This is a genomic window from Granulicoccus phenolivorans DSM 17626 = NBRC 107789 = JCM 15570 (assembly GCF_000423085.1).
GTDB classification, from domain to species: domain Bacteria; phylum Actinomycetota; class Actinomycetes; order Propionibacteriales; family Propionibacteriaceae; genus Granulicoccus; species Granulicoccus phenolivorans.
This window is the reverse complement of the sequence record NZ_AUHH01000007.1, coordinates 63082-86807: the sequence shown is the minus strand read 5'-3', so window position 1 is coordinate 86807 and position 23726 is coordinate 63082. Positions and strand designations below refer to the sequence as shown.

The following is a 23726-nucleotide window of genomic DNA, read 5'->3' as shown; positions in this document are numbered from 1 at the left end:
GCGGCTCAGCCTATGCGCTCGGTACCCGGCTCGCCGGTCACCTCGACCACCAGATCAGCCAGCTCCCAGGGGCGGTGGGCGGCCCAGTGCGCCCGCTCCTGGGCCGCCCACTGCTCCCAGTGCGCCTCGAACGTCGCCCCGTCCCGGGCCAGCGCAGCCGTACGCCGGGCCCCGGCCTCGCGGTCCAGCCAGATCCGCAGCAGGGCGGCCGGGGCACTGGCCGGCGTCAGTGCGCCGCACCCCTCGATGATCAGCGGCCGATCCGGGTCCAGGGACACCCAGTCCGCCGGCCGCCCGGCGACCCAGTCCCAGCGGCGGAACCCGGGCGTGAGCGGGGCGAGCAGGTCGCGTGCGACCATCTCGGCGGCGGCGGCCAGCCCGTCCCAACCCGGGTAGCACTCGTCCAGACCGACCAACTGCGTCCCCGGCAGCGCGGCGTGCAGGGCGCCGGCCAGAGTGGTCTTCCCGGCGCCGGACCCGCCGTCGATCAGGATCACGAACCGGTCGCCGCGTCGGCGCAGGCCGGGCACCAGCAGGTCCAGCACGCCACTGAAGTCGGGCTCGATTGCCCGCGCAACGGTCATCCGGCGGACCCGACCCAGTGGAAGGTCCCGAACCCCAGCGACATGGCCACCGCCAGGACCACGATCAGCACCGCGACACCGATCCCGACGACATCGGCGCGCCCCAACCGCGACGGCCGCGCCCAGGTCCGCGGCGGCCCGTCCTCGGCACCGAACCCGCGCGCCTCCATCGCGGTGGCCAGCCGGCTGCCGCGCCGGATCGCGAGGACCAGCAGCGCGAAGGCCATCGACAGCCAGCGTCGCAGCCGGCCCGTGTCACCCAGGCCCCGCGCCCGCCGGGCCAGCGCGAGGGTGCGCCAGTCGGCGGCGAACAGCCCCAGCATCCGGACCCCGGCCAGCGCCCCGAGGACGAACCGGGCCGGCAGCCGGACGATCTGGGCGAGACCGTCGGCCAGTTCGGTCGGATCCAGGTCGCCGAACAGCAGCAGTGCCGACAGCCCCAGCGCCAGGACCCGCAGGAAGACCGCCAGCGCGAGGGTGAGGGAGTTGTCGGTCACGGTGATCAGCAGCCAGTGGAACCACACCCGGCCGCCCTGTTCGCCGTACAGCGCCATCGACGTCCCGGTGATCGCCGCCAGGATCAGCAGGACCCCCAGTCGGCGCGCAATCTGGGCGATACCGAAGCCGACGGCGAGCGCGGCAATCACCACCGCGACCAGGGCCGTGGCCGCGCTGAGCCAGTCCAGGGTCAGGATCAGCGGCCCGGACACGATGATCGCAATCACGATCCGGGTGACCGGGTTGAGCCGGTCCAGCCGGGTGCCGGTCGGGGTGGGGCGTACGCTCGGCGCGGTCTCGGCGATCATCCGGCGACCTCGATCCGGTGCCGACCCAGCAGCGCGAGAAAGTCCGGGTCATGGGTGACCGAGACCACCGCACGGCCCTCGCCGAGGATCCGGCCGATCAGCCGGACCAGGTCGATCCAGGTACGCCGGTCCTGCCCGAAGGTCGGCTCGTCGAGGAAGATCAGCTCGGGTTCGGTGGCCAGCACGGTGCCGACGCTGAGCCGCCGCTTCTGCCCGCCGGACAGGCTGAACGGGTTGGCCCCGGCCAGTCGGTCCAGGTGCAGCACCGCCAGCAACTCCGCGACGCGGGCGTCGATGGCCGATTTCGGGTGGCCCAGGGCGTGCAGTCCGACCGCGAGTTCGTCGGCGACGGTGGCCGCGACGAACTGGTGCTCGGGATGCTGGAAGACCGTGCCGATCCGGGTCAGCAGATCCTTGGCCCGCCAGCTGCCCGGATCGTGCGGGTCGGGCGTACGTCCGAAGCGACGCCGGCGCGCCGGTGGTTGCAGGTGCTCAGCGACCCGGATCCGCCCGCCCAGGCGGGGCAGCAGCCCGGCCAGGGTGAGCGCCAGCGTGGTCTTGCCCGCGCCGTTGGGGCCGGTGATCGCCGTCGCGGTGGCCGCGGGCAGCCCGAGGTCGAGGCCGCTGCGGACCGGGGTGTCGTAGCCGATCGCCAGGTCCTCGGTGGTCAGCAGGTCCGGGCCCGGGGCGTACGCCGGGAGCCCGAGATCGGGCAGCTCGGCACCGGGGACCCAGACCCCGGCGGCCAGCAACTCCGCGCGCCGGGCGGTGAACACCTGCGCCGGGGCACCGTCGGCCAGGATCCCGCAGTCGGGGCCGAGCACGATCACCCGGTCGACCAGGTCGAGCCACAGTTCGGGGCGGTGCTCCACCAGAATGACGGTGGTGTCGGCCGCGATCCGGCCCAGCGCGTCCCGGACATCGCGGATCCCCGCCGGATCGAGGTTGGCGGTGGGCTCATCGAGCAGCAGGACGGGGGTCCGCATCGCCAGCGCGCCGGCGATCGCGAGCCGCTGCTGCTGACCTCCGGACAGCCATTCGGTGGGCCGGTCCAGCGGCAGCCGACCCAGCCCGACCGTGTCCAGGGCCGCCCGGACCCGCGGCCAGATCTCCTCGGCCGGGACTCCGAGGTTCTCCAGACCGAAGGCGACGTCGTCGCCGACCCGGGCCAGCACGACCGAGGCGTCCGGGTCCTGCAGCACCAGCCCGACGCGACCGCGCTGTCGGGTGGGATGCTTCCCGTCCAGCAGCATGGTCCCGGTCTCGTCGCCCTCCTGCCCGCCGCCGAGCACGCCGGCCAGGGCGTGCAGCAGCGTCGATTTGCCCGAGCCGGAGGCGCCCAGCAGCAGCACCCGCTCCCCGGCCTCGATGGTGCAGGTGATGTCGCGGACCGCCCAGCTGGTCCGCGCCGCGTGCCGCCACCCCCAATCGGTGAGTTCGATCCGCACCTCAGACGCTCGGCCGGGCCTCCCGGCCGGCAGCGAAGCGATCCAGCGCACCGGTACGCGCCAGCGTGCGCATCAGCAGCCAGCCCAGCAGGCCGGCCAGGACGGCGCCGGAGAGCATCGTGCAGCCGGCGTAGATCGCATTGAACGCCGGCGACTTGGCCCAGTTGCCGAGGATGAATTCGTTGACGAACGCGCCCAGTCCGGCGCCGACCCCGGCCAGCACCGCGACCGGAAGCGTGAAGCGGCGGTAGCGCAGGGCGGCGAACACGATCTCGGCACCCAGGCCCTGGGCGAACCCGGAGTACATGGTGGTCCAGCCCCACTGATTGCCCATCGCCATCGAAACGAACGCGGCGATCAGTTCGACCAGCAGCGCGGCACCGGGTTTGCGGATGATCAGGGCGCCCAGCGGTCCGGCCAGGAACCACACGCCGGCCGCGAGCCCGCCCAGACCGGGGGTGACGGCGTCCATGGCGGCGAACCAAGCGTACCCGATGGTGTTCCACCCGACGAAGATCACCCCGCAGGCCACTCCCAGCACGGCGGCGACCACGATGTCGACCACGCGCCAGCGCAGTCGGCCGGTGCCGGCGGGGCGGGTCTGGTCCTCGCCGAGGTTGGCGGAATTCGACGATGTTGCGGTCATGGTGTGCCCTTTCGTGACGCATCGGGCACGGGAACCTGCCACCGGCGCGGGTCGTTGGACGACCGGAGTCAGTGGAGCGGTTGAAGAGAGCCTCCCTGCGCTGGCATGACCCAGATCAGGTTCGACGGTCGAAGGTCTGACCTTCCTCTCAGCCCGGTGCCCCGGACTCCCGTGTGTTATTCCACGATAGGTCCTCCCCGGCGGGGCTGTCCATCGACGTGTGGCCGCCGATCAGGGACGAGGGGGATCAGGGACGAGGGACAGGGGTCGGGGATCGGTGGACGCGGATCCGGTGCGCGGCGCACGATGGACTATGACCGAGATCCGGACGGTACCGGTGGAGCCGGGCGCCGCCGTGGAGGTGCGTACGGCGGGGAGCGGGCCGCCGCTGCTGCTGATCCAGACCGCCCTGGCCCCCGAGGAGTTGGTTCCGCTCGGGGCCGAGCCGCTGATCGCCGAGCGCTATCGGGTGATCGACTGCCGTCGGCGCGGCTACGGCGCCAGTTCCGCGGCGACCGGCCCCGGTTCGATCCCGCGGGACGCCCGGGACTGCCTGACGGTCCTGACCGCGCTCGGCATCGACCGGGCCCATGTGCTGGGGACCAGCTACAGCGCCGCCGTGGCCCTGGAACTGGCCGCGCTCGAACCGGCCCGGGTGCGTACGCTCACCCTGATCGAGCCGCCGCCCCGCCACGGCCGCTCGGCCGAGACGTTTCTGGCCGCGAACCGGGACCTGCGGGACTGTTTCGCCCGTGCCGGGGTGACCGCAGCACTGGAACTGTTCAGCCAGGCGCTGGGGACCCGGAGCTGGCGGGCCGAACGGGCCGAGACCGCCCCGGACGTGGTCGCCCGGATCGAAGCGGACGCGGTCACCTTCTTCACCGCCGACCTGTCGGCGCTGGAGGCCTGGACCTTCGATCCGGCCCGGGCAGCCGCGGTGACGGCCCCGGTGCTGTATCTCGCCGGGGCCGCCAGTCCGGCGTTGTTCGCCCCGGTTCGGGACTGGGTGCGGGAATTGTTCCCCGACTGCGCGGAACACACCGTCGCCGGGGCCGGCCACGACCTGCCGATGAGCCATCCCGGGGCGGTGGCGGCGCTGCTGGCGGCCTTCCTGGCGGCCCATCCCGACTGAGCCGGGGGCCGCCGGTGGGGGAGCCCGGGTTACGGTGGGGCCCATCGATCCTGAGCGAGGTGCCCATGCCCGTGTCCCAGTCGCGTCTGTCCGGTGTCCCGATCTCCATCCTCGACCGTGCGAACAATCGAGAGGGGAGTACGCCCGCCGAGGCCCTCGCGGCGGTGATCGCGCGGGCCCGGCGCGCCGAGGAACTGGGCTATCACCGATTCTGGGTCGCCGAGCACCACGCGGTGCCCGGGATCGCCGGCTCCACCCCGACCCTGCTGATGGCCGCGATCGCGGGGCGTACCGAGCGGATCCGGGTGGGATCGGGCGGGGTGATGCTGCCCAACCATCAGCCACTGGTGGTCGCCGAACAGGCCGCCACGCTGCAGGCGCTGTTCCCGGGCCGGATCGATCTCGGGCTGGGGCGTTCGGTCGCCTTCACCTCGGCGATCCGCGCCGCCCTGCGGCAGGGCAAGGACGCCGCCGAGCGGTTCGGGGACGACCTGGCCGAGCTGCTGTCCTACCTGGACGGGACCGCGGCGATCACGGCGCGCCCACCGGATCGTGGTGCGACCAGGCCGTTCGTGCTGGCGATGGGTCGGGGGCAGGAGTACGCCGCCCGGGCCGGGCTGGGGGTGGTGGTCGGTGGGCCGGCCTTCACGGGGAACTCGCCGGGGGCCGCGACGAATGCGCTGCAGCGCTATCGCGATGAGTTCCGGCCGTCGGCCTGGTACGCCGAACCGTATGTGATCGTGTCGGCGAACGTGGCGATCGCCGACACCGCAGAGCAGGCTCGGGATCTGTTGCTGCCCGAGGCCTGGGCGATGACCGCGTCGCGCACGATCGGTGACTTCCCGCCGCTGGTTTCGGTCGCCGACATCCGGGCCCGGACGCTCACCCCGCGGCAGGAAACCATGCTCGAGGAGTACCTCACCGCAACCATTCACGGCACCGCCGACCAGGTGGCCGATCGACTCGCCACGCTGCTGGAGCGTACCGGGGCTGCCGAATTGTTGGTCACCACCAACACCTACGACACCGGCGCCCTGGCCGAGCTGGATCGTCGCCTCGTGGAGCTCTTCCGTCCCTGAGGTACGCGGGCCCGCCGGACCCGCGTACCCCACCGGGAACCGCGAACTCCACCGAGCCCGCGGGACCCTACGAGGTCAGTTGCCCTTCTTGGTCAACACCGGGAAGTCGACCGACTTGATCATCTTCTGCGCGATGAAGTCCCAGGCCTCCACCCGCACCCGATCGGGGTAGACCTTGACCCGCAGCCCGCTGGCGTGCTCCCCGTCCAGCCGGGTCTCGTCCTTGTCGCCGTCGGGCACGTACGCATTCAGCAGGGCGCCGGTGTTCACCACGGGGAAGCCCTGCGGGTTGCCGGTGCCGGGCACCTGGTACTGGCCCCACCAGTCATTGAGTTCCAGCGACCAGTGGGAGTGGCTGGTGAACATGACGATGTTGTCGTACTTGCCCAGGATCGTGCTGAGCTGCTCCAGCTGGTTGTAGTCGTTGTACCACGGGCTGTGACTGGCCGACACGGTCTGCGGCAGCAGCTGGTGGCTGGCCAGCAGCACCGGCTTCCCCTGCGAATGCCAGTACGCCAGTCGCTGGTCGAGCCACTGCAGCTGGGCATCGGTCATCGTGACGAAGGGTTCCTTGCCACCGGAGGCGACGTCGTCATAGAACTCGGTGCCGATCACCAGCACCGGGACCCCCTCGACGACATGCTCCTGGTAGTGCTTGTCGGTCTTCGCGAGCTGGGTGAGGAACCGCTGCAGGTAGACATCGGAGCCCTCGGGTCCGTAGAACTCGTGGTTGCCGGCGGAGTAGATCTCCTTGCCCGAGGCGTGCGGGGTGGCGTCGTGGACCGCCTTGTACTCGTCGTACAGCGCCTGCGAACCGTTGTCGACGGTGTCGCCGTTGAACACCACCGCCGACGCGCGGTCCGGCATCGCGTTCAGCTGGCTGATCGCCGAGGTGTAGTGGGACAGGCCACCCTGGACGTCACTGAGCACATCGATGTTGACCGGCTTGCCGGTCGGTTCGCCGAGCGGGGTGGCCAGCTTGATGTCGTCGATCGCCCACCAGAAGTCGTTGAAGCCGTTGTGGTACGACCAGGTGAACTGGGCCTTCTTGGCGCCCTGGGGCACCTGCAGGTCGATCGTTTCCCGGTTGCTGAAGGTGGTCCGGTCCAGCGTGCGTACCGTCTGCTTCGGGCCACCGTCGTAGGAGACCTCGACGGTCGCGGTCTGCCCGGCCTTGCCCTGCTTGTAGTGCGAGTCGAACGACAGCACCAGGTTGCTCTGCTTCTTCACATCGATCTGCGGGGACACCAGGGCGGTGTTCAGCCGCTCCGCGCCGGCGGTACGCTGCCGCTCGCTCTCCACCACCGCGACCTGGCCGGAACCGCGGGTGAAGTAGTGCCGCTCGGCGGGACCCTCGACGGCCCAGGACCAGTTACGGATGTCGGTCAGGGTCCAGCCGCGCCAGCGCTCCTCACCGGTGACCCCCTGGGGGATCTGGTTGGTCCAGCCCTTCGGGACGTTGTGGGTGAACAGCACCGGGTTGGCGACGCTCTCGAAATCCTCGGTCCACAGCACGTCCTCGGACATGCGGTACGGGGGGTTGTTCGGCGGGGCGGCGGGGGCGGTGGTGCTGGTCCACACGGTGGCGGCGGTCAGCAGGCCGGTGGCGGCGAGGGCAGCGGACGCCAGAACGGGACGACGGCGCATCGGATTCCTTTCGGGGAAGAGCAGCTCGAGGCTGAGACAGGCCGAAAGCCTGTCAGCGAACTGTGAGCGCCACCGCTCAGTAGGTTGTCCTTACTATGGCGGGCAGATGAACGGCCGGCCCGGTCCGCCGCCGAAAATCCGGATCAGTCCCGGGCCCGGCCGAACCGGAACGACACTCCCGCCACGATCGCGAGTACGCCGGCCACGGCGGTCGGCCAGAAGCCGTGCGCGGGCTCGCGGGCCAGCCAGCCGGCGACCGCGGCACCGGCCGAGATCCCCAGAGTGAGCCCGGTCGCCAGCAGCGTCATCATCGAGGACAGGCGGCGACTGGGGGCGATCTGCTCCATCCGGGTGTAGGAGCTCACGATAATGCTGCCCACCCCCAGCCCCAGCAGGATGCTGATCGCGATCGCGGGGCCGACCGCGGGCAGGGTCATCATCGCCAGCCCGCCGATCAGGACCAGGACCCCGCCCCCCAGCACCCGTACGCCCAGCGGCACCCGGGGCGACAGCCGGACGACGAGCAGACTGGCGATCGCGCTGCCCACCCCGACGCAGCCGTAGACCAGGCCGGTCAGCTCCGGGCGACCGCGCTCATCGAAGACCGCGGTGAGGGCGGTCTGGGTGGCTCCGAAGGTGGTCCCGGCGGCGAACACGCTGAGCACCGGGGACCACATCGCCGCCCACGGCAGCCGGATCCGTTCGCCTTCGGGGGAGGTGGTCTCGCGCGGCGTACGGGTGTTGCGGCGGGTGGCCAGGTACGCCAGGAACAGGCCCTGACCCAGCACGGTGAACGCCAGCATCACCCACAGGGCCGGGTTCGGACCCAGCAGGCCGACCAGCAGACTGGCCAGCACCGGACCGAGGATGAATCCCAGTTCATCGACCGCGCTCTCGTACCCCAGGGCGGTCCGGATCAGGTCCGGGGTGCGGTGCTGGCGGGCCAGTCGGGACCAGTGCGCCCGCGCGATCGGTCCGGTCTGCGGATTGGCGAAGCCGACCACCGCGGCGCACCCGAGCACGACCGGTGCGCCGGCGCCGCCATTGACCGCGGTGTAGATGCCGAGCAGTCCCAGCACCTGGATGACGGTGCAGCTCGCGATCACCGGCAGCGGGCCGTAGCGGTCGGCCAGTCGCCCGATCATCGGGGCACTCAGGGCCGATCCGATCCCGATCGCGGCGATGGTCAGACCGCCCAGACCCAGCCCCAGGCCGGACGCGCTGACGTACAACAGCAGACCCAACTGCAGGGTGGACGCCGGGACCCGGCCGATGAAGCTGGTGATCAGGAACGGCCAGCCGCCGGTCCGGATCAGGCTGGTCCGGGGGGTGTCGCTCGGGTTCGGGGTGGGGGAGGCGTCTGGGGTGGGGGAAGCGTCCGGGGTGGGGGAAGCGTCCGGGGTGGGGGAAGCAAAGGCGGGCGCAGGGCGTGCGGAATCCGCGGAACTCATGGGCATCGGCTTTCGGGTGCGTCGATCGGTCGCGCTCCCGACCTCACACGCGACCCGGTTCCCCTGACACTGCGCACAGTAGTGCCGCCGGGTCGGAAACCGAAACCGGCGGTCGTCCGCCCTGGCGCAGCCCCGGGGCAACGCTCCATGGTGCATGTGCGGGTCGTGGTGCGGTCGGCTGGCCCCGATCGAGTACGCGGGTCCTGCAGGGCCCGCGCGCCGGATGGCGGCTCGCGCATTCCAAGGCTCGGCCGCGAACTCCGAGGCCGGCCCGCGAACAGACAAGTTGCGTCGCTGGTGGCCATCCTCAGCTCGCTCGTCGGCCTGGTGCAGCTCTCGGGGTCGGGAGCTTCTGGTGTTTTCGCGGGTCCTCGCGCAGCTGGCGGGCCCGGATTCAGTACGCGGTTCCTGCAGGGCCCGCGGGCCCGATGGCGGCCTGCGAACTCCGAGGCTCGCCTGCGAACTCCGAGGCTCGCCCGCGGACTCCGAGGCTCGCCCGCGAACACCCAGGTTGCGTCGCTGGTGGCCTTCCTCGGTGCTCGTCGGCCTGGTGCAGCCCTCGGGTCGGGAGCTCTTGGGGTTTTCGCGGGTCTTCGCGCAGCCGGCGGGCTCGGGTGGAGTGCGCGGTTCCTGCAGGGCCAGCGGGCCGGATGGCGGCCTGCGCACTCCGGCGGCCGCCCGCGAACACCCAGGTTGCGTCGCTGGTGGCCTTCCCAGGCTCGTTCGTCGGCCTGGTGCAGCCGTCGGGGTCGGGAGCTCTTGGGGGTTTTCGCGGGTCCTCGTGCAGCTCGCGGGCGCGGGTGGAGTGCGCGGTTCCTGCAGGGCCCGCGGGCCGGATGGCGGCCTGCGAACTCCGAGGCCCGCCCGCGGACTCCGAGGCCCGCCCGCGAACTCCGAGGCCCGCCCGCGAACTCCGACGCGCGCCCGCGCGCCCCGACGCCGGCCCGCGCGCCCCGAGGCCGGCCCGCGAACACCGCACCCAAACCGGTCCTCCCCGAAACGCACTCTCCCCGAAAGAGTCACTGCCCGCCACGCAGGGCGACAGGCAGTGGAGGCGTACCGACCAGCGGCGTACCGGAACTCAGTAGCGGCGCAGCAGGGCGGCCAGGGCCTGCCCGCCACCGATGCACATCGTCACCACAGCGTGCTCCTTGTCCTCCCGGACGAGGAACTTGGCCGCCCGCAGGGTCAGGATCGCTGCCGTGGCACCGATCGGGTGACCCAGCGCGATCGCGCCACCGTACGGGTTGACCCGCTCGGGATCCAGCTTCGCGTCCCGCACGACCGCGACCGCTTGGGCAGCGAAGGCCTCGTTCACCTCGAAGACGTCGATGTCGGCGGGCACCATCCCGGTACGCTCCCACAACTTGGCCAGGGCCGGGACGGGGGCGTACCCCATGATCTCCGGCTCCAGCGCTGCAACCACGACCTCCTCGATGCTGACCAGGCCCTTCAGCCCGCGCTCGGCGACCGCCTTCTCCGAGGCCAGCACCATCGCGGCACCGGCATCGTTGATCCCCGACGCGTTACCGGCGGTGACGGTGCCGTCCTTGACGAACGCGGGACGCAGCTTGGCCAGCTTCTCCAAGGTGGTGTCCGGCTTGGGGTGCTCGTCGGTGGTGACCTCGACCGGCTTGCGGCCCGGGGTGGTGATGCTGATCATCTCTTCGGCGAACGCGGCCGCGGCGGCCTCGGTGACGGCCCGGCGCTGCGACTCCAGGGCGAACTCGTCCTGCTCCTCGCGGGTCACGTGGTAACGCTCGGCCACATTCTCCGCGGTGACGCCCATGTGGATGTTGTAGAACGGATCGGTCAGCAGCCCCAGGGTGCCGTCGACCAGGGTGTGATTGCCCAGGCGATACCCGTCGCGGGCGTTGAAATCATTGAACGGGACCCGGCTCATGTTCTCCGCGCCACCGGCGAGGGTGAGGTCCAGGCCGCTCCACTGCATCTCCTGGGCGGCCGACCAGACCGCCTGCAGGCCGGAGCCGCACAGCCGGTTCACCGTCAGCGCCGGCACGCTGGTCGGCAGGTCTGCGGCCAGCGCAACCCGGCGAGCGAGGTAGGCGTCCGGGCCGACCTGACCCACGCAGCCCATCACCACTTCCTGGATGTCGTCGGCGGCGACGCCGGACCGCTCCAGCGCGGCCTTGGCCGCGGCGGCGCCCAGTTCGTGCGCGGGAACGTCCTTCAGCGCACTCCCGAAGCTCCCGACCGGGGTGCGGGCGCCATCGACGATGATGATCTTGTTTGACATGACCCTAACCTTCGCAGAAATTCAACGCCGACGGAATAGCCTCACGCAGAAAAGTGAACGCTGATTCAGCCGGGTGACCGGGAGCTGCTCGGCGAGGCTGCCGGGGGATTCTGCCCCTGCCCCTGGACCTTCGGGTCGACCCGACCGAAACCGGTCCGCGGTTTGCCCTTGAGCGCCTCGGTCATCGCCGGACGCCACAGGTCCTGGCCGGCGTCACCGCCGCCGGAGCCCTCCAGGTAGGTGTTGCTGGCCGGCAACCGGATGCCCTTCAGGCTCGGGGTGGACCGCCGCCACTGCTCGGACTTCCAGTACGGGTGGGTCTTGTCGATCGCGATCATCGACACCGCGGCGACCTCCGGGGTGTAGCCGGCGAACCAGACGGCCTGGTTGTCGTCGATCGTGCCGGTCTTGCCCGCCTGGGGGTATCCCCCCGAGACCCGGGCCCGGGTACCGGTGCCCTGCTCGATCACCGACTGGAGGATCGAGTTCATCCCATTGGCCACCCGCTCGTCCATCACCCGCTTGCAGTCTGCGTTGGAGACCGGAATCTCGGTGCCGTCCTTCTTGGTCACCTGCTGCAGGATCACCGGGTTGCAGTGAATCCCGCCGGAGGCGAAGGTCGCGTACGCCTCGGCCATCTGCATCGGGGCGACCTCGGAGGCGCCGAGGGTGAACGACGGGAAGTTGTCCGGCGAAACGCCGTTGACGTCCTGCAACTCCACCCCCAGGCGCTGGGCCATCCGCGTGGTCTCACAGATCCCGGTTTCGCGCTCCAGCTGAACGAAGTAGGTGTTCACCGACCACATCGCGGCGGTCCGCATGTCCATCACTCCGTTGTGGCCGGTGGAGTTGGCCGGCTCCCAGGGGCCGCTCTTGAAGGGACCGGAACAGGAGGTGAAGGTCGTCCCGCCGAACTGCATCCGCTCTGCCGCGTCGTAGGTCTTCGAGATCGGGATCCCCTTCTCCAGCGCGGCAGCCATGGTGAAGGCCTTGAAGGTGGATCCGGCCTGATAGCCCTCGGCGCCGCCCATGTCGACCTCGTTGCCCGGGCCCGGTGCGGCGTAGTTGTAGTAGGTGTTCCCGGCCGCCTGGTCGTTGCCCATCACCGGCCGGCTCTGCGCCATCGCCAGGATCAGCCCGGTGCCCGGCTGGACCATTGTCGTGGTCGAAATGACCGGATCTTTCGGATCGAACACCTTGTCGATCGCGGCCTGGGCCGCATCCTGGGTCCGCGGGTCGATCTGGGTGTGGATCTGCAACCCACCCCGGTTCAGCGTGTTGCGCCGCTCGGCCTTGGTCGCGCCCAGACCCGGGGTGTTCTCCAACTCCCGCTTCACGTAGTCGCACAGGAACGGGTAGCGGGTCGAGACACAGCCATTGCGGTTGGGCTGGACCTTGGACTTGTCGAACCCGACCTGCCGGGCCGTGGCGGCGTCCTCGGCGGACACCACATTCAGCTCGGCCATCCGGTTCAGCACCACGTTGCGGCGCTCCAGGGACACCCGGGGGTAGTTGACCGGGTCGGTCGCGACCGGATTCTGCACCATGCCGGCCAGCAGTGCGGCCTGGTCGAGGGTGAGGTCCTTCGCGGTGGTGTTGAAGTAATGATGGGCCGCCGACTCGACCCCGTAGGAGCCGTCGCCGTAATAGGCGATGTTCAGGTAGCGCTCCAGGATGTCGTCCTTGCTCAGCCGCTTCTCCAGGGCCACGGCGTACCGCAACTCCTGGATCTTGCGGGACATCGACTGCTCCTGGGCCTTCGCGACCCCCTGCTTGTCACCGTTCTGCGCCGCGGTTTCGACCTGGACCATCTTCACGTACTGCTGCGTGATCGAGGAGCCGCCCTGCGTACCGCCGGTGGAAGAAGTGTTGCGGACCAGCGCGCGCATGGTGGCCCGGGTGTCGATCGCGCCGTGCTCGTAATAGCGGTGGTCCTCGATCGCGATCTGCGCCTGCCGCATCACCGGAGCGATCTCGCTCAGCGGCTTGTAGGTGCGGTTCTCGTCGTAGAACTCGGCCAGCACCTCACCGGTGGACAGGTAGACCGTCGACTTCTCCGACTGCGGCGGGGTTTCCAGCTCCGCGGGGACGGTATCCATGCCGCTGGAGACCGTCTGGGCCGCCTGGGCCATCATGCCGGCCGCCGGGATGAACAGTGCGGCCACCAGGACGCCAGCAAAAATGCTGACGACGATGAACAGGGCGAGTCGCGAACCGAAGCGACCCAAGTTGCGTAGCAGCATGCGCGAACCCGGAGACATGCCTACACGGTATGTGTCCGGATCAAGCCGATCAATCCGTAACACGTTCCCGGGGCCGCTCCATCGGCGGCCGGTCCCGAATCGTTACCTCAGGGTACCGCTGTGCCCTCAGTGTGCCCGGCTCCGCCACGCACACGTTGCGGGGTCCGCACGTTCACATTCTGTGCCGGGTCCGCACGTTCACATTTTGTGCCGGGTCCGCACGTTCACATTTTGTGCCGGGTCCGCACGATCAGCTTGTCGATCTCGACCACGACGAACACCGCCACCCCGGCCAGCAGCGACGGCAGCCAGTCGAACAGCGGGACCGAGGCCGAGGCGAAGGCGGTGTGCATGAACGGGGCGTACACGAACAGCAACTGCAGCACGATCATGATCGCGACGGTGAGCCAGGACACCGGGTTCGTGGTGAACAACTCCTTGCGCAGCGAGGTGACCCGGGCGTACCGGCTGGCGAACAGATAAAAGATCTGTCCGACCACCAGGGTGTTCACCGCGACGGTCCGGGCCACCGCCAGGTCCTTGTCCAGCACCTGGATGCCGACCATGAACACGACGATGGTGATGGCGCCGATCAGCACGGAGACGTAGGCGATCCGGATCAGGCCCCACGCGGGCAGGATCGATCCACCCGGTTTGCGCGGCGGCCGGCTCATGATGTCGGCCTCGGCCGGCTCGAAGGCCAGCGCCAGCGACAGCGTCACCGCGGTGATCGTGTTCACCCACAGCACCTGGACCGGAGTCAGCGGCAGCGTCCAGCCCAGCAGCACCGCCACCAACATGATCAGCCCCTGCGCGCCGTTGGTCGGCAGGATGAAGATGATCGCCTTCTGCAGGTTGTCGTAGATGGTGCGGCCCATCTCCACCGCACGCTCGATGGTTGCGAAGTTGTCGTCGGCGAGCACCACGTCGGCGGCATCCTTGGTCGCCTCGGTGCCCTTGATGCCCATCGCCACGCCGATATCGGCCCGCTTCAACGACGGGGCGTCGTTCACCCCGTCGCCGGTCATCGCGACGACCTCGCCGTCGGCCTGCAGCGCCTTGACCAGCCGCAACTTGTGCTCCGGACTGGTCCGCGCGAACACGTCGTGGCGCTGCGCCAGCACCTGCAGTTCCTCGTCGCTGGCCTGCTCCAGCTCGGGTCCGGAGATCGGTTCCTTACCGATCCCGATGCCCATCTCCCGGCCGATCGCCGAGGCCGTGCCGGCATGGTCGCCGGTGATCATCTTCACCCGGATTCCGGCGCCGTGGCAGGCCCGGATCGCCGCCGTCGCTTCCTCCCGGGGCGGGTCGATGATCCCGTACAGGCCGAGGAAGACGAAGCCCCCGGCATCGACATCGGTCCGCTCGAGGGTGTCCGGTTCCCAGCGCCGCACCGCGGCCGCCAGCACGCGCAGGCCCTGGGCGCTCAGCTCGTCGATCTGCTGTTCCCAGAAGTCCCGGTCCAGCGGCTCGAGGTCCTCGGCCCGCAGGCCGGGCCGCCCGGGGGCCTGCTGGTGGTCACAGCGTTCCAGCAGCCGATCCGGCGCCCCCTTGAGGTGGATCAGCCGGGCGTGGCTGCCGTCGGGCAGGTCGGTGTCATCGAGGGTGGCCATGTACTTGTACGCCGAATCGAACGGCACCGCGGCCAGCCGGTCCTCGGATTCCCCGAACCCAACCTTCAGCCCGAACGTACGCAGGCCGCCGTCGGTCGGCTCACCGGACAGCACCCAGGCATCGCCTTCCTGGGTGACCGAGGAGTCGTTCGCGTACGCCGCCACCCGCGCCAGGGCGACCACGTCCGGGTGATCGGCCGGGTCGACCTCGGCGCCGTCGCGGGTGATCGTCCCCTCGGGGGCATACCCGGTGCCGGTCACGGCGTACGAGCCCTGCCGGGTGACCACCGAGCGTACGGTCATCTCGTTGCGGGTCAGCGTGCCGGTCTTGTCCGAGCAGATCACGGTGACCGAGCCGAGGGTCTCCACCGAGTTCATCCGGCGGGTGATCGCGTTGCGCTTGGCCATCCGCTGGACGCCGAGCGCCAGGGTGATCGTGAGCACCGCCGGCAGACCCTCCGGGATCGCCGCGACGGCAAAACTGATCGCCGCCATCACCAGCGACGCGATCGTCTCCTGCTCGTACAACAGCCAGGCGATGCCGAACATCACCACTGCCATGATCACCACGATGACCGACAGGGTCCGACTGAACTGCGACATCTGCCGGACCAGCGGGGTCTCCAGGGACTCCACCTCGTCCAGCATGTTGGTGATGTGGCCGATCTCGGTGTGGGTCCCGGTGCCGGTGACCACCCCGATGGCCGACCCGGCCACCACGGTGGTGCCCGAGAAGGCCATCGAACTGCGGTCGCCGACCCCGGCGTCGGCGGCCACGGGGTCGGGGCTCTTGTGGGCGGCGAGGGATTCCCCGGTCAGCGCCGACTCCTCGATCTGCAGATTGGTGGTGCTGGTCAGCCGCAGATCGGCGGGCACCTTGTCGCCGGCACTGAGCCGCACCACGTCGCCGGGCACCAGGTCCTCGGCGTCCACCGTGTGCCAGGATCCGTCGCGGCGTACCTGGGCATGGAGGGAGAGCATGTTCCGGATGCCCTCCAGCGCATCGGCGGCCTTGCCCTCCTGGAGGTAACCGATGGTCGCGTTGATCAGCACCACCGCGGCGATCACGATGGTGTCGACGACCTCGCCCAGCAGTGCGGTCAGCACCGCGGCGCCGATCAGGACGTAGATCATCGGATCGTGGAACTGCCGCAGCAGCCGCATCAGCGCCGATTCCTTCTTGCCCGCGGGCAGTTTGTTCGGGCCGAAGCGCTCCAGTCGGGCCGCGGCCTCGGCGCTGGTCAGCCCCTCGAGCGTGCTCGCCAGGCCGGTGGTGACCTCGGCAACGGCCAGCGAATGGGGTCGCTCGACCGGGTCGGCGGTGTGGTCGGCCATCAGGTCGGTGGTCGGTTCGGCCGACTTCGGATTCGTCATCTGCACCCCTCAGGCCCGCCCGGGGGCAACTGGCCTCGTCAGCTGTGATGGTGTCGCGCCCTTCAAGTCTAGGGATCGGGACGGTTCGGTGCCGCAGGGGAGGGGGGAGGCGCCGGGACCCTGTGTCCGGTCTCACATCTGTCCAGCATGAGCGGCAGTTTCCGCTGCCACGGCTGCGGCACGCGACCGGGTGGCTGCCTAGGCTGCTGGCTGTCCCCCATTCTCAGGAGTCCCATGGGCCAGCATCTCAGGAGACCTACGCGTCAGCTTCTCGGGAGACCCCTGGGCCGGCGCACCCGGCCGAGCACGCCGATCCTGATCCTCGCGGTGCTGTTGCTGCTGTCCCCGCTGGCCATCTTCGGCGCGATCTTCTGGCCGGCGCGCAGCAGTGAGCAGGTCAGCGCCGCGCCGGCGTGGCCGGCCGATCCGGCGTCCCCGGCCGCGCCGAGTACCGACGGGGACGGGGCACCCGAGCCCGCGGCCACCATGCCGACGCTGCAGGTTCCCGAACCCGACCCGGTCCCGGCGAACGAGCCGCCCGCCACACCGCAACCGGCCGCAGAGGCCGGACCGGGTACGGGGGACTCCGGGCAGCCGGGAGCCGACCGGCAGGGCGCCGGTCAGCAGGGCGCCGGTCAGCAAGGCGCCGGTCAGCAAGGCGCCGGTCAGCAAGGCGCCGGACAGCAGGAGGCCGGCAAGAGCGGCACGACCGGGTCGGGCACCACCGGGTCGGGCACCACCGGGTCAGGTCAATCGGCCAACGAGGGCGGGCGCTGCGTCAGCAGCGGCGGATCCTTCACCGGGGTGACCCGGTTCCAGCTCTCCCGGATGGGCGTGGACGTCCCGTTGCGGCCGGTCGGTGAGGATTCCACCGGGGCCCCGGGCGCTCCGCCGCTGAATCAGATGTACTCCGCGGCCTGGTACAACAAGTCGCCCCGGCCGGGCAGCGGCCAGGGCAACGTCATCATCAACATCCACTCCTGGGCCAGTGGCGCCGCGCTCGGCAACGACCTGCGTACCGGGATCCGGTCCGGGGATGTGATCCGCGTGGTCGGCGACGGTGGCCAGGTCGCCTGTTATCGGTTCCGCGACATGATCAAGTTCCGGGTGGCCGACTACGACCCCCGATCCGGGATCTACCACAACAAGTCCGGCCGGCCGCAGCTGGCAATCATGACCTGCTGGGACCGCAACAAGAGCACCGGGGAGTACGAGTCCCGGGTGATCATGTACGCCGATTACGTCGCCCGGGCCTGAGCGCCGCGCGGACGGATCGCGCATCCGCGCCCCGCGCGTTCATGGACCGGTTACCTGCCTGTCGCATCCTGCTACTTACACAGGTGTAGTTATCCCGAGTCTGTGGGAAAACCTGTGGATAACCTGCGTCCGGGAGTACGCCGTCGGCCAGGGGGAAGCTTCCGCCGCAGCCGCTCTTGGCGGGAACGCAGTGGCGCCGCAAGGGTGAAGCCGCCCACCCCTGCTACCTCAGGAACCCCCATGTCCCAGTCCTCCCGAACCTCCTCGGGTACCGCCCCCACCTCATCCACCGGGGACCGGCCGCGCACCGGCGTCCGCGCGGCGCTCGCACTGGTTCTGGCCACCGTGCTCACCCTGGCCGGCCTCGGCCTCGGTCAGGCCCACGCCGCGACGGCCAGCTCCGTCGCCCAGGCGATCTCCGCGAACTCCGGGACCGCCACCGTCCGCGGCTATGTCGTCGGGCAGCCCACCGCGACCAACACCGTGGTCACCTCCAACTACCCCTCCGACTACGCCCTCGCGCTGGCCGACAGCCCGACCGAGACGGCCCCCTCGCGCATGCTGTACGTCCAGATCCCCAGCCAGTTCCGCAGCACGTACGGGTTGCGGAGCAATCCGGGGCTGCGCGGTACGCAACTGGAGGTCACCGGCACCCTGGCGGCGTACTTCTCCCATCCCGGGCTGAAGGACCCCAGCGCCATCACCCGGGTCACCGCGACCCCCAGCCCCAGCCCGACGAGTTCGCCCAGCCCGACCAGCTCGCCCAGCCCGACCAGCTCGCCCAGCCCGACCTCCGGCACTCCGTCGACCGGCTACTACGCCGCCGCGGCGGGCAAGACCGGGCAGGCGCTGAAACTGACCCTGCACGACATCATCGACGACAACCGGCGCCTGTCCTACACCGCGGTCTGGGACGCGCTGAAGCAGACCGACGAGGATCCGCGCAACACCGCCAACGTGATCCTGCTCTACACCGGGAAGTCACAGGCCAAGAGCGACAACGGCGGCGGGGAGACCCAATGGAACCGGGAGCACGTGTGGGCCAAGTCCCACGGCGACTTCGGGACCACCGCCGGGGCCGGGACCGACATCCACCACCTGCGACCGGCCAACGTCACGGTGAACTCGATCCGATCGAACAAGGACTTCGACAACGGTGGCGCACCGGTCGCCGAGGCGCCCGGCAACTACACCGACGCCGACTCCTTCGAGCCGCGCGACGCGGTCAAGGGCGATGTGGCCCGGATGCTGATGTACATGGACGTCCGCTACGACGGCTCCGACGGCCCGGACCTGGAGCTGGCCGAGACCACCTCCTCGGGCACCCGCCCGCTGCACGGCCGGAAGTCGGTGCTGCTGCAGTGGCACCTGCAGGACCCGCCGGACGCGTTCGAGCAGCGCCGCAACGACCGGATCCAGCAGATCCAGGGCAATCGCAACCCGTTCATCGATCACCCGGAGTACGCCGGGGCCATCTGGGGCTGACCCCCGCACCGAACGCACCGGTCCCCGGCACCATCGCGGTGCCGGGGACCGGCGCGTTCAGTCGGGACGGGGCCCGGGTCAGCGGTCGACCAGGGCGTCGCCGCGCAGTCCGCCGCCGCCCCCATCGGTACGCAGCGAGATCTCGCCCCGATTGCGCTGGCTGGCGCCGACCACCGCCGCGGAGATCGCCGTGGTCAGCGGGACCGCCAGCACCAGGCCGATCGCGCCGACCAGGGAACTGAGGATCTCGGTGGCGAACATCTCGGTCTGGATCGTCTCCAGCATCGGCCGGTTGTAGACCGAGAGCATCAGCAGGGTGGCCAGGGCGGTGCCGGCGTACGCGAACACGATCGTGTACACCGTCGAGGCGATGTGATCGCGCCCGATCCGCATGCCCCGGCGGAACAGCACCGAGGTGCGGGTCTCCCCGCCGCCGGCGATCTCCCACACCGCGGAGGCCTGGGTGATGGTCACGTCGTTCAGCACGCCGAGACCGGCGATGATCATGCCGCACAACACCACCGAGGTCATCTTCATGTCCGGCGCGGAGGCGGCCAACTGCACGTCATCCTCGGCGGCCACTCCGGTCAGGTGGGCCCAACTGACCGCGACGTACCCGAGCACAGCGACTATCAACAACCCGAACAAGGTGCCCAGGAGCGCTGCTGTGGTTCTCGCGGAGAAGCCGTGGGTGGCGTACAGCACCACGAACATGATCGCCGAACATCCGATCAGGCCGACCATGATCGGGTTGGAACCCGAGATCAGCGCGGGGAAGATGAAGTACGCCATCATCAACAGCGAGAAGACCAGCCCGAGCAGGGCGGCGATCCCGCGCCGGGGTTGGGCGACCAGGATCACCACCGCGGCGAAGATGATCGCGAACACGATCAGGGGAGCGGTGCGCTCGAACTCCGCGAATTGGTACGCCGGAGGGGCGCCCTCCATCGGCACCCGGAAGAGCTTGATGTTCTGGCCGATCTGCACCCCGGAGGAGTAGACCGGAGCGGTCATCGTGATCTCGGGGATCTCCTGACCGGCCTCGGGGCCGTCCAGCATCAGCACCTTGACCTTGCCACAGGTCTGCTGCTGGTCCGCGCCGCCGGCCTGGGTGCTGCCGGTCAGCCCGTCACAGGGGATCGGCTGCGCCTCGACGATGCGACCGGTGGGGATCTGCAGCCCCGCCACGGAGTAGGTGGAAATGTCCGACTTCACGTGCGCGGCGGTATTGGTCGGCCACAGCATGATCAGTCCGCCGATGGTCCACACCGCCAGCGGGATCAGGGTGAGCAGCATGATGCGCAGCGCGCGGCGTTGCTGTGCCTTGGCTTCGGGGGTCAGCGGTGGCGGAGCCACATGGGAATGAGAATGCGCCACGATCACTCCTTGCCCCGGAGCCCGAGGCCACGCCGACAGCGCGGCGCAGTGCAGGGCGTTGCGGTATGGAACTTCATGATTCGGTGAATCTACCTCTCCTCCAGCGCGTCCCCGATGCCCGGGCGGCGGGTTTCGGGGTCCGAAACCAGGATCACAGCGTACTCTCGGCGCCGTGGGGCCAAAATCGCGTCAACTTCCGGCCCAGCCGCTGGGACCCTTCCTCGGGCCGCTGCGGCGCGGAGCCGGAGATCCCAGCGTACGCCGCGTCGGCGACGTGTGGTGGCGGGCCAGCCGTACTCCCGAGGGGCCGGTGTTGCTGGAGATCGCCGGGGGTGCCGAGGTCGTGGTGCGGGCGTGGGGCCCGGGTGCGGACTGGGCACTGACCGCGGTCCCTGCCCTGCTCGGTGCCGAGGACGACCCCAGCGGTTTCGAACCCCACCACGAGGTGATCGCCGCGGCGCTGCGGCAGTTCGGCGTACCCCGGATCGGCCGGACCCGCGCGGTCCTGGAGGCGTACGCCCCGGCGTGTCTGGAGCAGAAGGTGACCGGGCAGGAGGCGTACGCCTCGTATCGGACGTTGCTGCTGCGGCACGGCGAGCCCGCGCCCGGCCCCGCGAGCAGCGGGGACCGGGGGCATCCGGCGGCCGGGATGCGGCTGCCGCTGAGCGGGGAGCAGTGGGCCGCCCTGCCGAGTTGGGCGTTCATCCGGGCCGGGGTGGATCGCTCCCGGACCGTGGCGCTGCTGGCCGGGGCGCGCCGGGCCGACGCGCTGGAGCGTACGCTGACCCGCTCGGGACCGCAGGCCGATCAGGCGCTGCAGTCGCTGCCCGGAGTCGGGCCGTGGACCTCGGCCGAGGTACGCCAGCGGGCCCACGGCGATCCCGACGCGTGGAGCGACGGCGACTATCACGTCCCCGGGGCGATCACCCTGGCGCTGACCGGCGAGGTGCTGGACAACGACGCCTGCCGGGAACTGCTGGCGCCCTACTACGGGCACCGGCTGCGGATCCAGGCGCTCTGCCTGCGGATCGGATTGCCACCGCGCCACGGGCCACGGCGTACGCTGCCGACCCATCTGCCGCACTGACCCGCGTCGGCCCCGGGACTCGGAGCCCGATCCGGCGGCCGGGCCTCAGCGGCCGGTCGGCTCCTCGTGGCCGGTTCCGGCGGGCTCGGCCGCCGCGCGGGCGAGCTCCTCGCTGGCCCAGCCGGGCAGGAAGACGGTGAACTCCGCGCCGCCGTCCTCCTCGCCATTGCCCTCGGCCCGGGCCGCCCGGACCCACCCCTCGTGTCGGGCCACCGTCTGCGCGACGATGGACAGCCCGAGACCGGTGCCGGGGGTGTTCCGCGACCGATCCGAGCGATAGAACCGGTCGAAGATGTGCGGAAGGTCCTCCTCGGCGATCCCCGGCCCCTGATCGGAGATGACCAGGTGCGCCTCGTGCAGGGTGACGGTGATGGTGCCGCCGGCGGGGGAGAACTTCACCGCATTGTCCAGCAGGTTGGTAATCGCCCGCTCCAGCCCGTCGTGCTCGCCGTAGAGCCACCAGGGTTCCAGCGTCACCTGGAAGTGCAGCTGCGGACCGCGCAGCCGCGCCCGCTCCAGCGCGCTGTTGATCGGCACCCGCAGGTCGAGCAGTTCCTTGGCCGGGTGGGCGTACTCGCCGCGGGACAGCTGCACCAGGTCGTTGATCAGGCTGGTGAACTCCCGCAACTGGGCGGACACGTCCCGCAGGATCTCCCCGCGCGCCCCCTCGGGCAGCATGTTCGCCTTCTCATCGGCGACCAGCAGTTCGATGTTGGTACGCAGGCTGGTCAGCGGGGTGCGCAACTCGTGCCCGGCATCGGCGATCAGCCGGTTCTGCCGGGCGCGACTGGAGGCCAGCGAGGCCAGCATCGAGTTGAACGAGACCGACAGCTGGGAAAGTTCGTCGTTGCCGTGCACCTCGATCGGGTCGAGCACGTCGGTCTTGGCGATCCGGGTGACCGCGTCGGAGAGCTGGCGCACCGGACGCAGCGACTGGTTCGCCACCCAGCGGCCGAGCGCGGTCGACAGCAGGACGCCGGCCAGGCCCACCACGATCAGCACGTTGCGCAGCGAATCGAGCAGGCCGAGGGTGGGGGCGAGCGGTCGGCCGATCACCAGGGCGTACTGTCCGCCGTTGTCCGCGGTCAGCGGCACCGCGACCACCCGATAGGACTGCCCGTCGGAGGCAGTCCCGGTCCGGGTGGAGGAGCCGTGCTGCAGCCGGGCCACCGCCAGTTCGGTGGGGCCCAGCTCGAGCGTCTTCTGCTGCGGCGGGCGGATCCGGGTCCCGTCGGCTTTCAGCAGCACCAGGATCGTCTCGGTGGAATGCAGCGACTGCAGATCGACGCCGGCGAGGTTCGTCACGTCCCCGGCCACGGCGTCGGCGGTGGCCACGGCGGTGCCGAGCAGTTCCTGGTCGAGTTGGGCGTACAGCGAGGACTGCGCGTTGAAGTACCCGGCGACACCGCTGAGGATCGCCGACACCGCCACCGCGATGGCGGTCAGCAGGGTGATCCGGCGGGCGAGGGAGGGGGCCCGGAAGCGGAACCTCGGGAGCCTCACCGCATCACGGCTGGGTCTCGCGCATGGCGTACCCGACCCGGCGCACCGTCCAGATCAGCCGGGATTCACCCTGCGCCTCGAGCTTCTTGCGCAGGTAGCCCACATAGACCTCCAGCGAATTGCGCGAGGTCGGGAAGTCGAAGCCCCACACCTCCTTGAGCAACCAGGAGTCCTCCAACACCTTGCGCGGATTCTGCAGGAAGGCCTTGAGCAGGGCGAACTCGGTGCGGGTCAGGCTGATCTTGCGACCGGCGCGCACCACGTCGCGGGTGGCGATGTTCATCGACAGGTCGGCAAAGGTCAGCGTGCTGTCGTCGTGTTCACCGTTCGCGCCGCTGCCCGAGCGACGGACCAGGGCGCGCAAGCGGGCCAGCAACTCGTCGATCGCGAACGGCTTGGCCATATAGTCGTCGCCGCCGGCGTCCAGGCCGTCCACCCGGTCCCCGACCGCATCGCGCGCGGTCAGCACCAGAATCGGCACGTCGTTCCCGGTGGAGCGCAGCATCCGTGTGGTCTCCAGCCCATCCAGCCGGGGCATCATCACATCCATGATCACCGCATCCGGGCGGGACGCCGACAGCCGGGCCAGCGCCTCCACCCCGTCGACGGCCGTGGAGACTTCGTAACCGTTGTACTGCAGCGTACGGGCGAGGGAATCACGAACGGCTTGGTCGTCATCAACCACCAGGATGTGCATGCTTCATTCTCTCATCGGGTCGTCGCGGGCCTGGGCCGGA

At 70.3% G+C, this 23726-nt stretch carries 17 protein-coding genes and 1 riboswitch; of the genes, 5 read left to right on the top strand and 12 right to left on the bottom strand.

From position 1 onward, the window contains the following. Positions 1-5: 5 nt before the first annotated feature. The 4 genes from G531_RS20020 to G531_RS0102830 are packed head-to-tail and all read right to left on the bottom strand — an operon-like array spanning position 6 to position 3484. A complete protein-coding gene (locus tag G531_RS20020) occupies positions 6-584 on the bottom strand; it encodes a nucleoside/nucleotide kinase family protein (RefSeq protein WP_145978733.1) in 579 nt (192 codons plus the stop codon). Then, positions 581-1390, bottom strand: a complete 810-nt coding sequence (locus tag G531_RS0102840) for an energy-coupling factor transporter transmembrane component T family protein (RefSeq protein WP_051214967.1) — start codon at positions 1388-1390, stop codon at positions 581-583. Before G531_RS0102840 ends, G531_RS20020 begins: the two co-directional genes overlap by 4 nt. Next, positions 1387-2838: an ABC transporter ATP-binding protein gene (locus G531_RS0102835; RefSeq protein ID WP_026926089.1), complete on the bottom strand. Its 1452-nt coding sequence runs from the start codon at positions 2836-2838 to the stop codon at positions 1387-1389. Before G531_RS0102835 ends, G531_RS0102840 begins: the two co-directional genes overlap by 4 nt. A gap of 1 nt (position 2839) precedes the next feature. Beyond that, the gene (locus G531_RS0102830; RefSeq protein WP_026926088.1) at positions 2840-3484 is read right to left on the bottom strand and encodes an ECF transporter S component; all 645 of its coding nucleotides are present in this window, start codon (positions 3482-3484) and stop codon (positions 2840-2842) included. Positions 3485-3559: 75 nt separating this feature from the next. Then, a riboswitch (TPP riboswitch) is annotated at positions 3560-3667 on the bottom strand. A gap of 130 nt (positions 3668-3797) precedes the next feature. On the opposite strand from G531_RS0102830, the gene G531_RS24295 reads away from it, so the two are divergent. Beyond that, positions 3798-4616 carry an alpha/beta fold hydrolase gene (locus G531_RS24295; protein WP_051214966.1) on the top strand — a complete coding sequence of 273 codons (819 nt, stop codon included), beginning with the start codon at positions 3798-3800 and terminating at the stop codon, positions 4614-4616. Positions 4617-4687: 71 nt separating this feature from the next. Continuing rightward, the gene (locus G531_RS0102820; protein ID WP_211221754.1) at positions 4688-5695 is read left to right on the top strand and encodes an MsnO8 family LLM class oxidoreductase; all 1008 of its coding nucleotides are present in this window, start codon (positions 4688-4690) and stop codon (positions 5693-5695) included. A gap of 75 nt (positions 5696-5770) precedes the next feature. Here G531_RS0102820 and G531_RS0102815 read toward each other — a convergent pair whose 3' ends face one another. From G531_RS0102815 to G531_RS0102795, 5 genes are all read right to left on the bottom strand, one after another. Beyond that, positions 5771-7342 carry a DUF4073 domain-containing protein gene (locus G531_RS0102815; RefSeq protein WP_026926086.1) on the bottom strand — a complete coding sequence of 524 codons (1572 nt, stop codon included), beginning with the start codon at positions 7340-7342 and terminating at the stop codon, positions 5771-5773. Between the two features lie 143 nt (positions 7343-7485). Continuing rightward, complete coding sequence (locus G531_RS20010) at positions 7486-8793, bottom strand: MFS transporter (RefSeq protein ID WP_081683773.1); 1308 nt, start codon at positions 8791-8793, stop codon at positions 7486-7488. Between the two features lie 1081 nt (positions 8794-9874). Continuing rightward, a complete protein-coding gene (locus G531_RS0102805) occupies positions 9875-11050 on the bottom strand; it encodes a thiolase family protein (protein WP_026926085.1) in 1176 nt (391 codons plus the stop codon). A 65-nt stretch (positions 11051-11115) separates the two neighbouring features. Further along, the gene (locus G531_RS20005) at positions 11116-13293 is read right to left on the bottom strand and encodes a transglycosylase domain-containing protein (RefSeq protein WP_051214965.1); all 2178 of its coding nucleotides are present in this window, start codon (positions 13291-13293) and stop codon (positions 11116-11118) included. A gap of 224 nt (positions 13294-13517) precedes the next feature. Continuing rightward, entirely contained in the window at positions 13518-16280 is a 2763-nt protein-coding gene (locus G531_RS0102795; RefSeq protein ID WP_026926084.1) for a cation-transporting P-type ATPase, read from the bottom strand. Between the two features lie 234 nt (positions 16281-16514). Here G531_RS0102795 and G531_RS24290 point away from each other — a divergent pair, with 234 nt between their 5' ends. Together G531_RS24290 and G531_RS0102785 are read left to right on the top strand one after the other, a co-directional pair. Further along, positions 16515-17537, top strand: a complete 1023-nt coding sequence (locus G531_RS24290) for a class F sortase (RefSeq protein ID WP_145978634.1) — start codon at positions 16515-16517, stop codon at positions 17535-17537. A 240-nt stretch (positions 17538-17777) separates the two neighbouring features. Then, positions 17778-19022 (top strand): endonuclease, encoded by a 1245-nt coding sequence (locus tag G531_RS0102785; RefSeq protein WP_051214963.1) that lies wholly within the window; start codon positions 17778-17780, stop codon positions 19020-19022. A gap of 78 nt (positions 19023-19100) precedes the next feature. Here the strand turns inward: G531_RS0102785 and G531_RS19995 are convergent, their stop codons facing one another. Then, entirely contained in the window at positions 19101-20399 is a 1299-nt protein-coding gene (locus G531_RS19995; RefSeq protein WP_145978635.1) for a YibE/F family protein, read from the bottom strand. Positions 20400-20571: 172 nt separating this feature from the next. On the opposite strand from G531_RS19995, the gene G531_RS0102775 reads away from it, so the two are divergent. After that, positions 20572-21486, top strand: a complete 915-nt coding sequence (locus G531_RS0102775; protein ID WP_026926082.1) for a DNA-3-methyladenine glycosylase family protein — start codon at positions 20572-20574, stop codon at positions 21484-21486. 45 nt (positions 21487-21531) lie between these two features. On the opposite strand, the gene G531_RS19990 is transcribed toward G531_RS0102775, so the two are convergent. Then, complete coding sequence (locus G531_RS19990) at positions 21532-22989, bottom strand: sensor histidine kinase (RefSeq protein ID WP_051214961.1); 1458 nt, start codon at positions 22987-22989, stop codon at positions 21532-21534. 4 nt (positions 22990-22993) lie between these two features. After that, on the bottom strand, positions 22994-23686 hold the full coding sequence (locus G531_RS0102765) for a response regulator transcription factor (protein WP_026926081.1): 693 nt from the start codon (positions 23684-23686) through the stop codon (positions 22994-22996). Positions 23687-23726 lie beyond the last annotated feature (40 nt).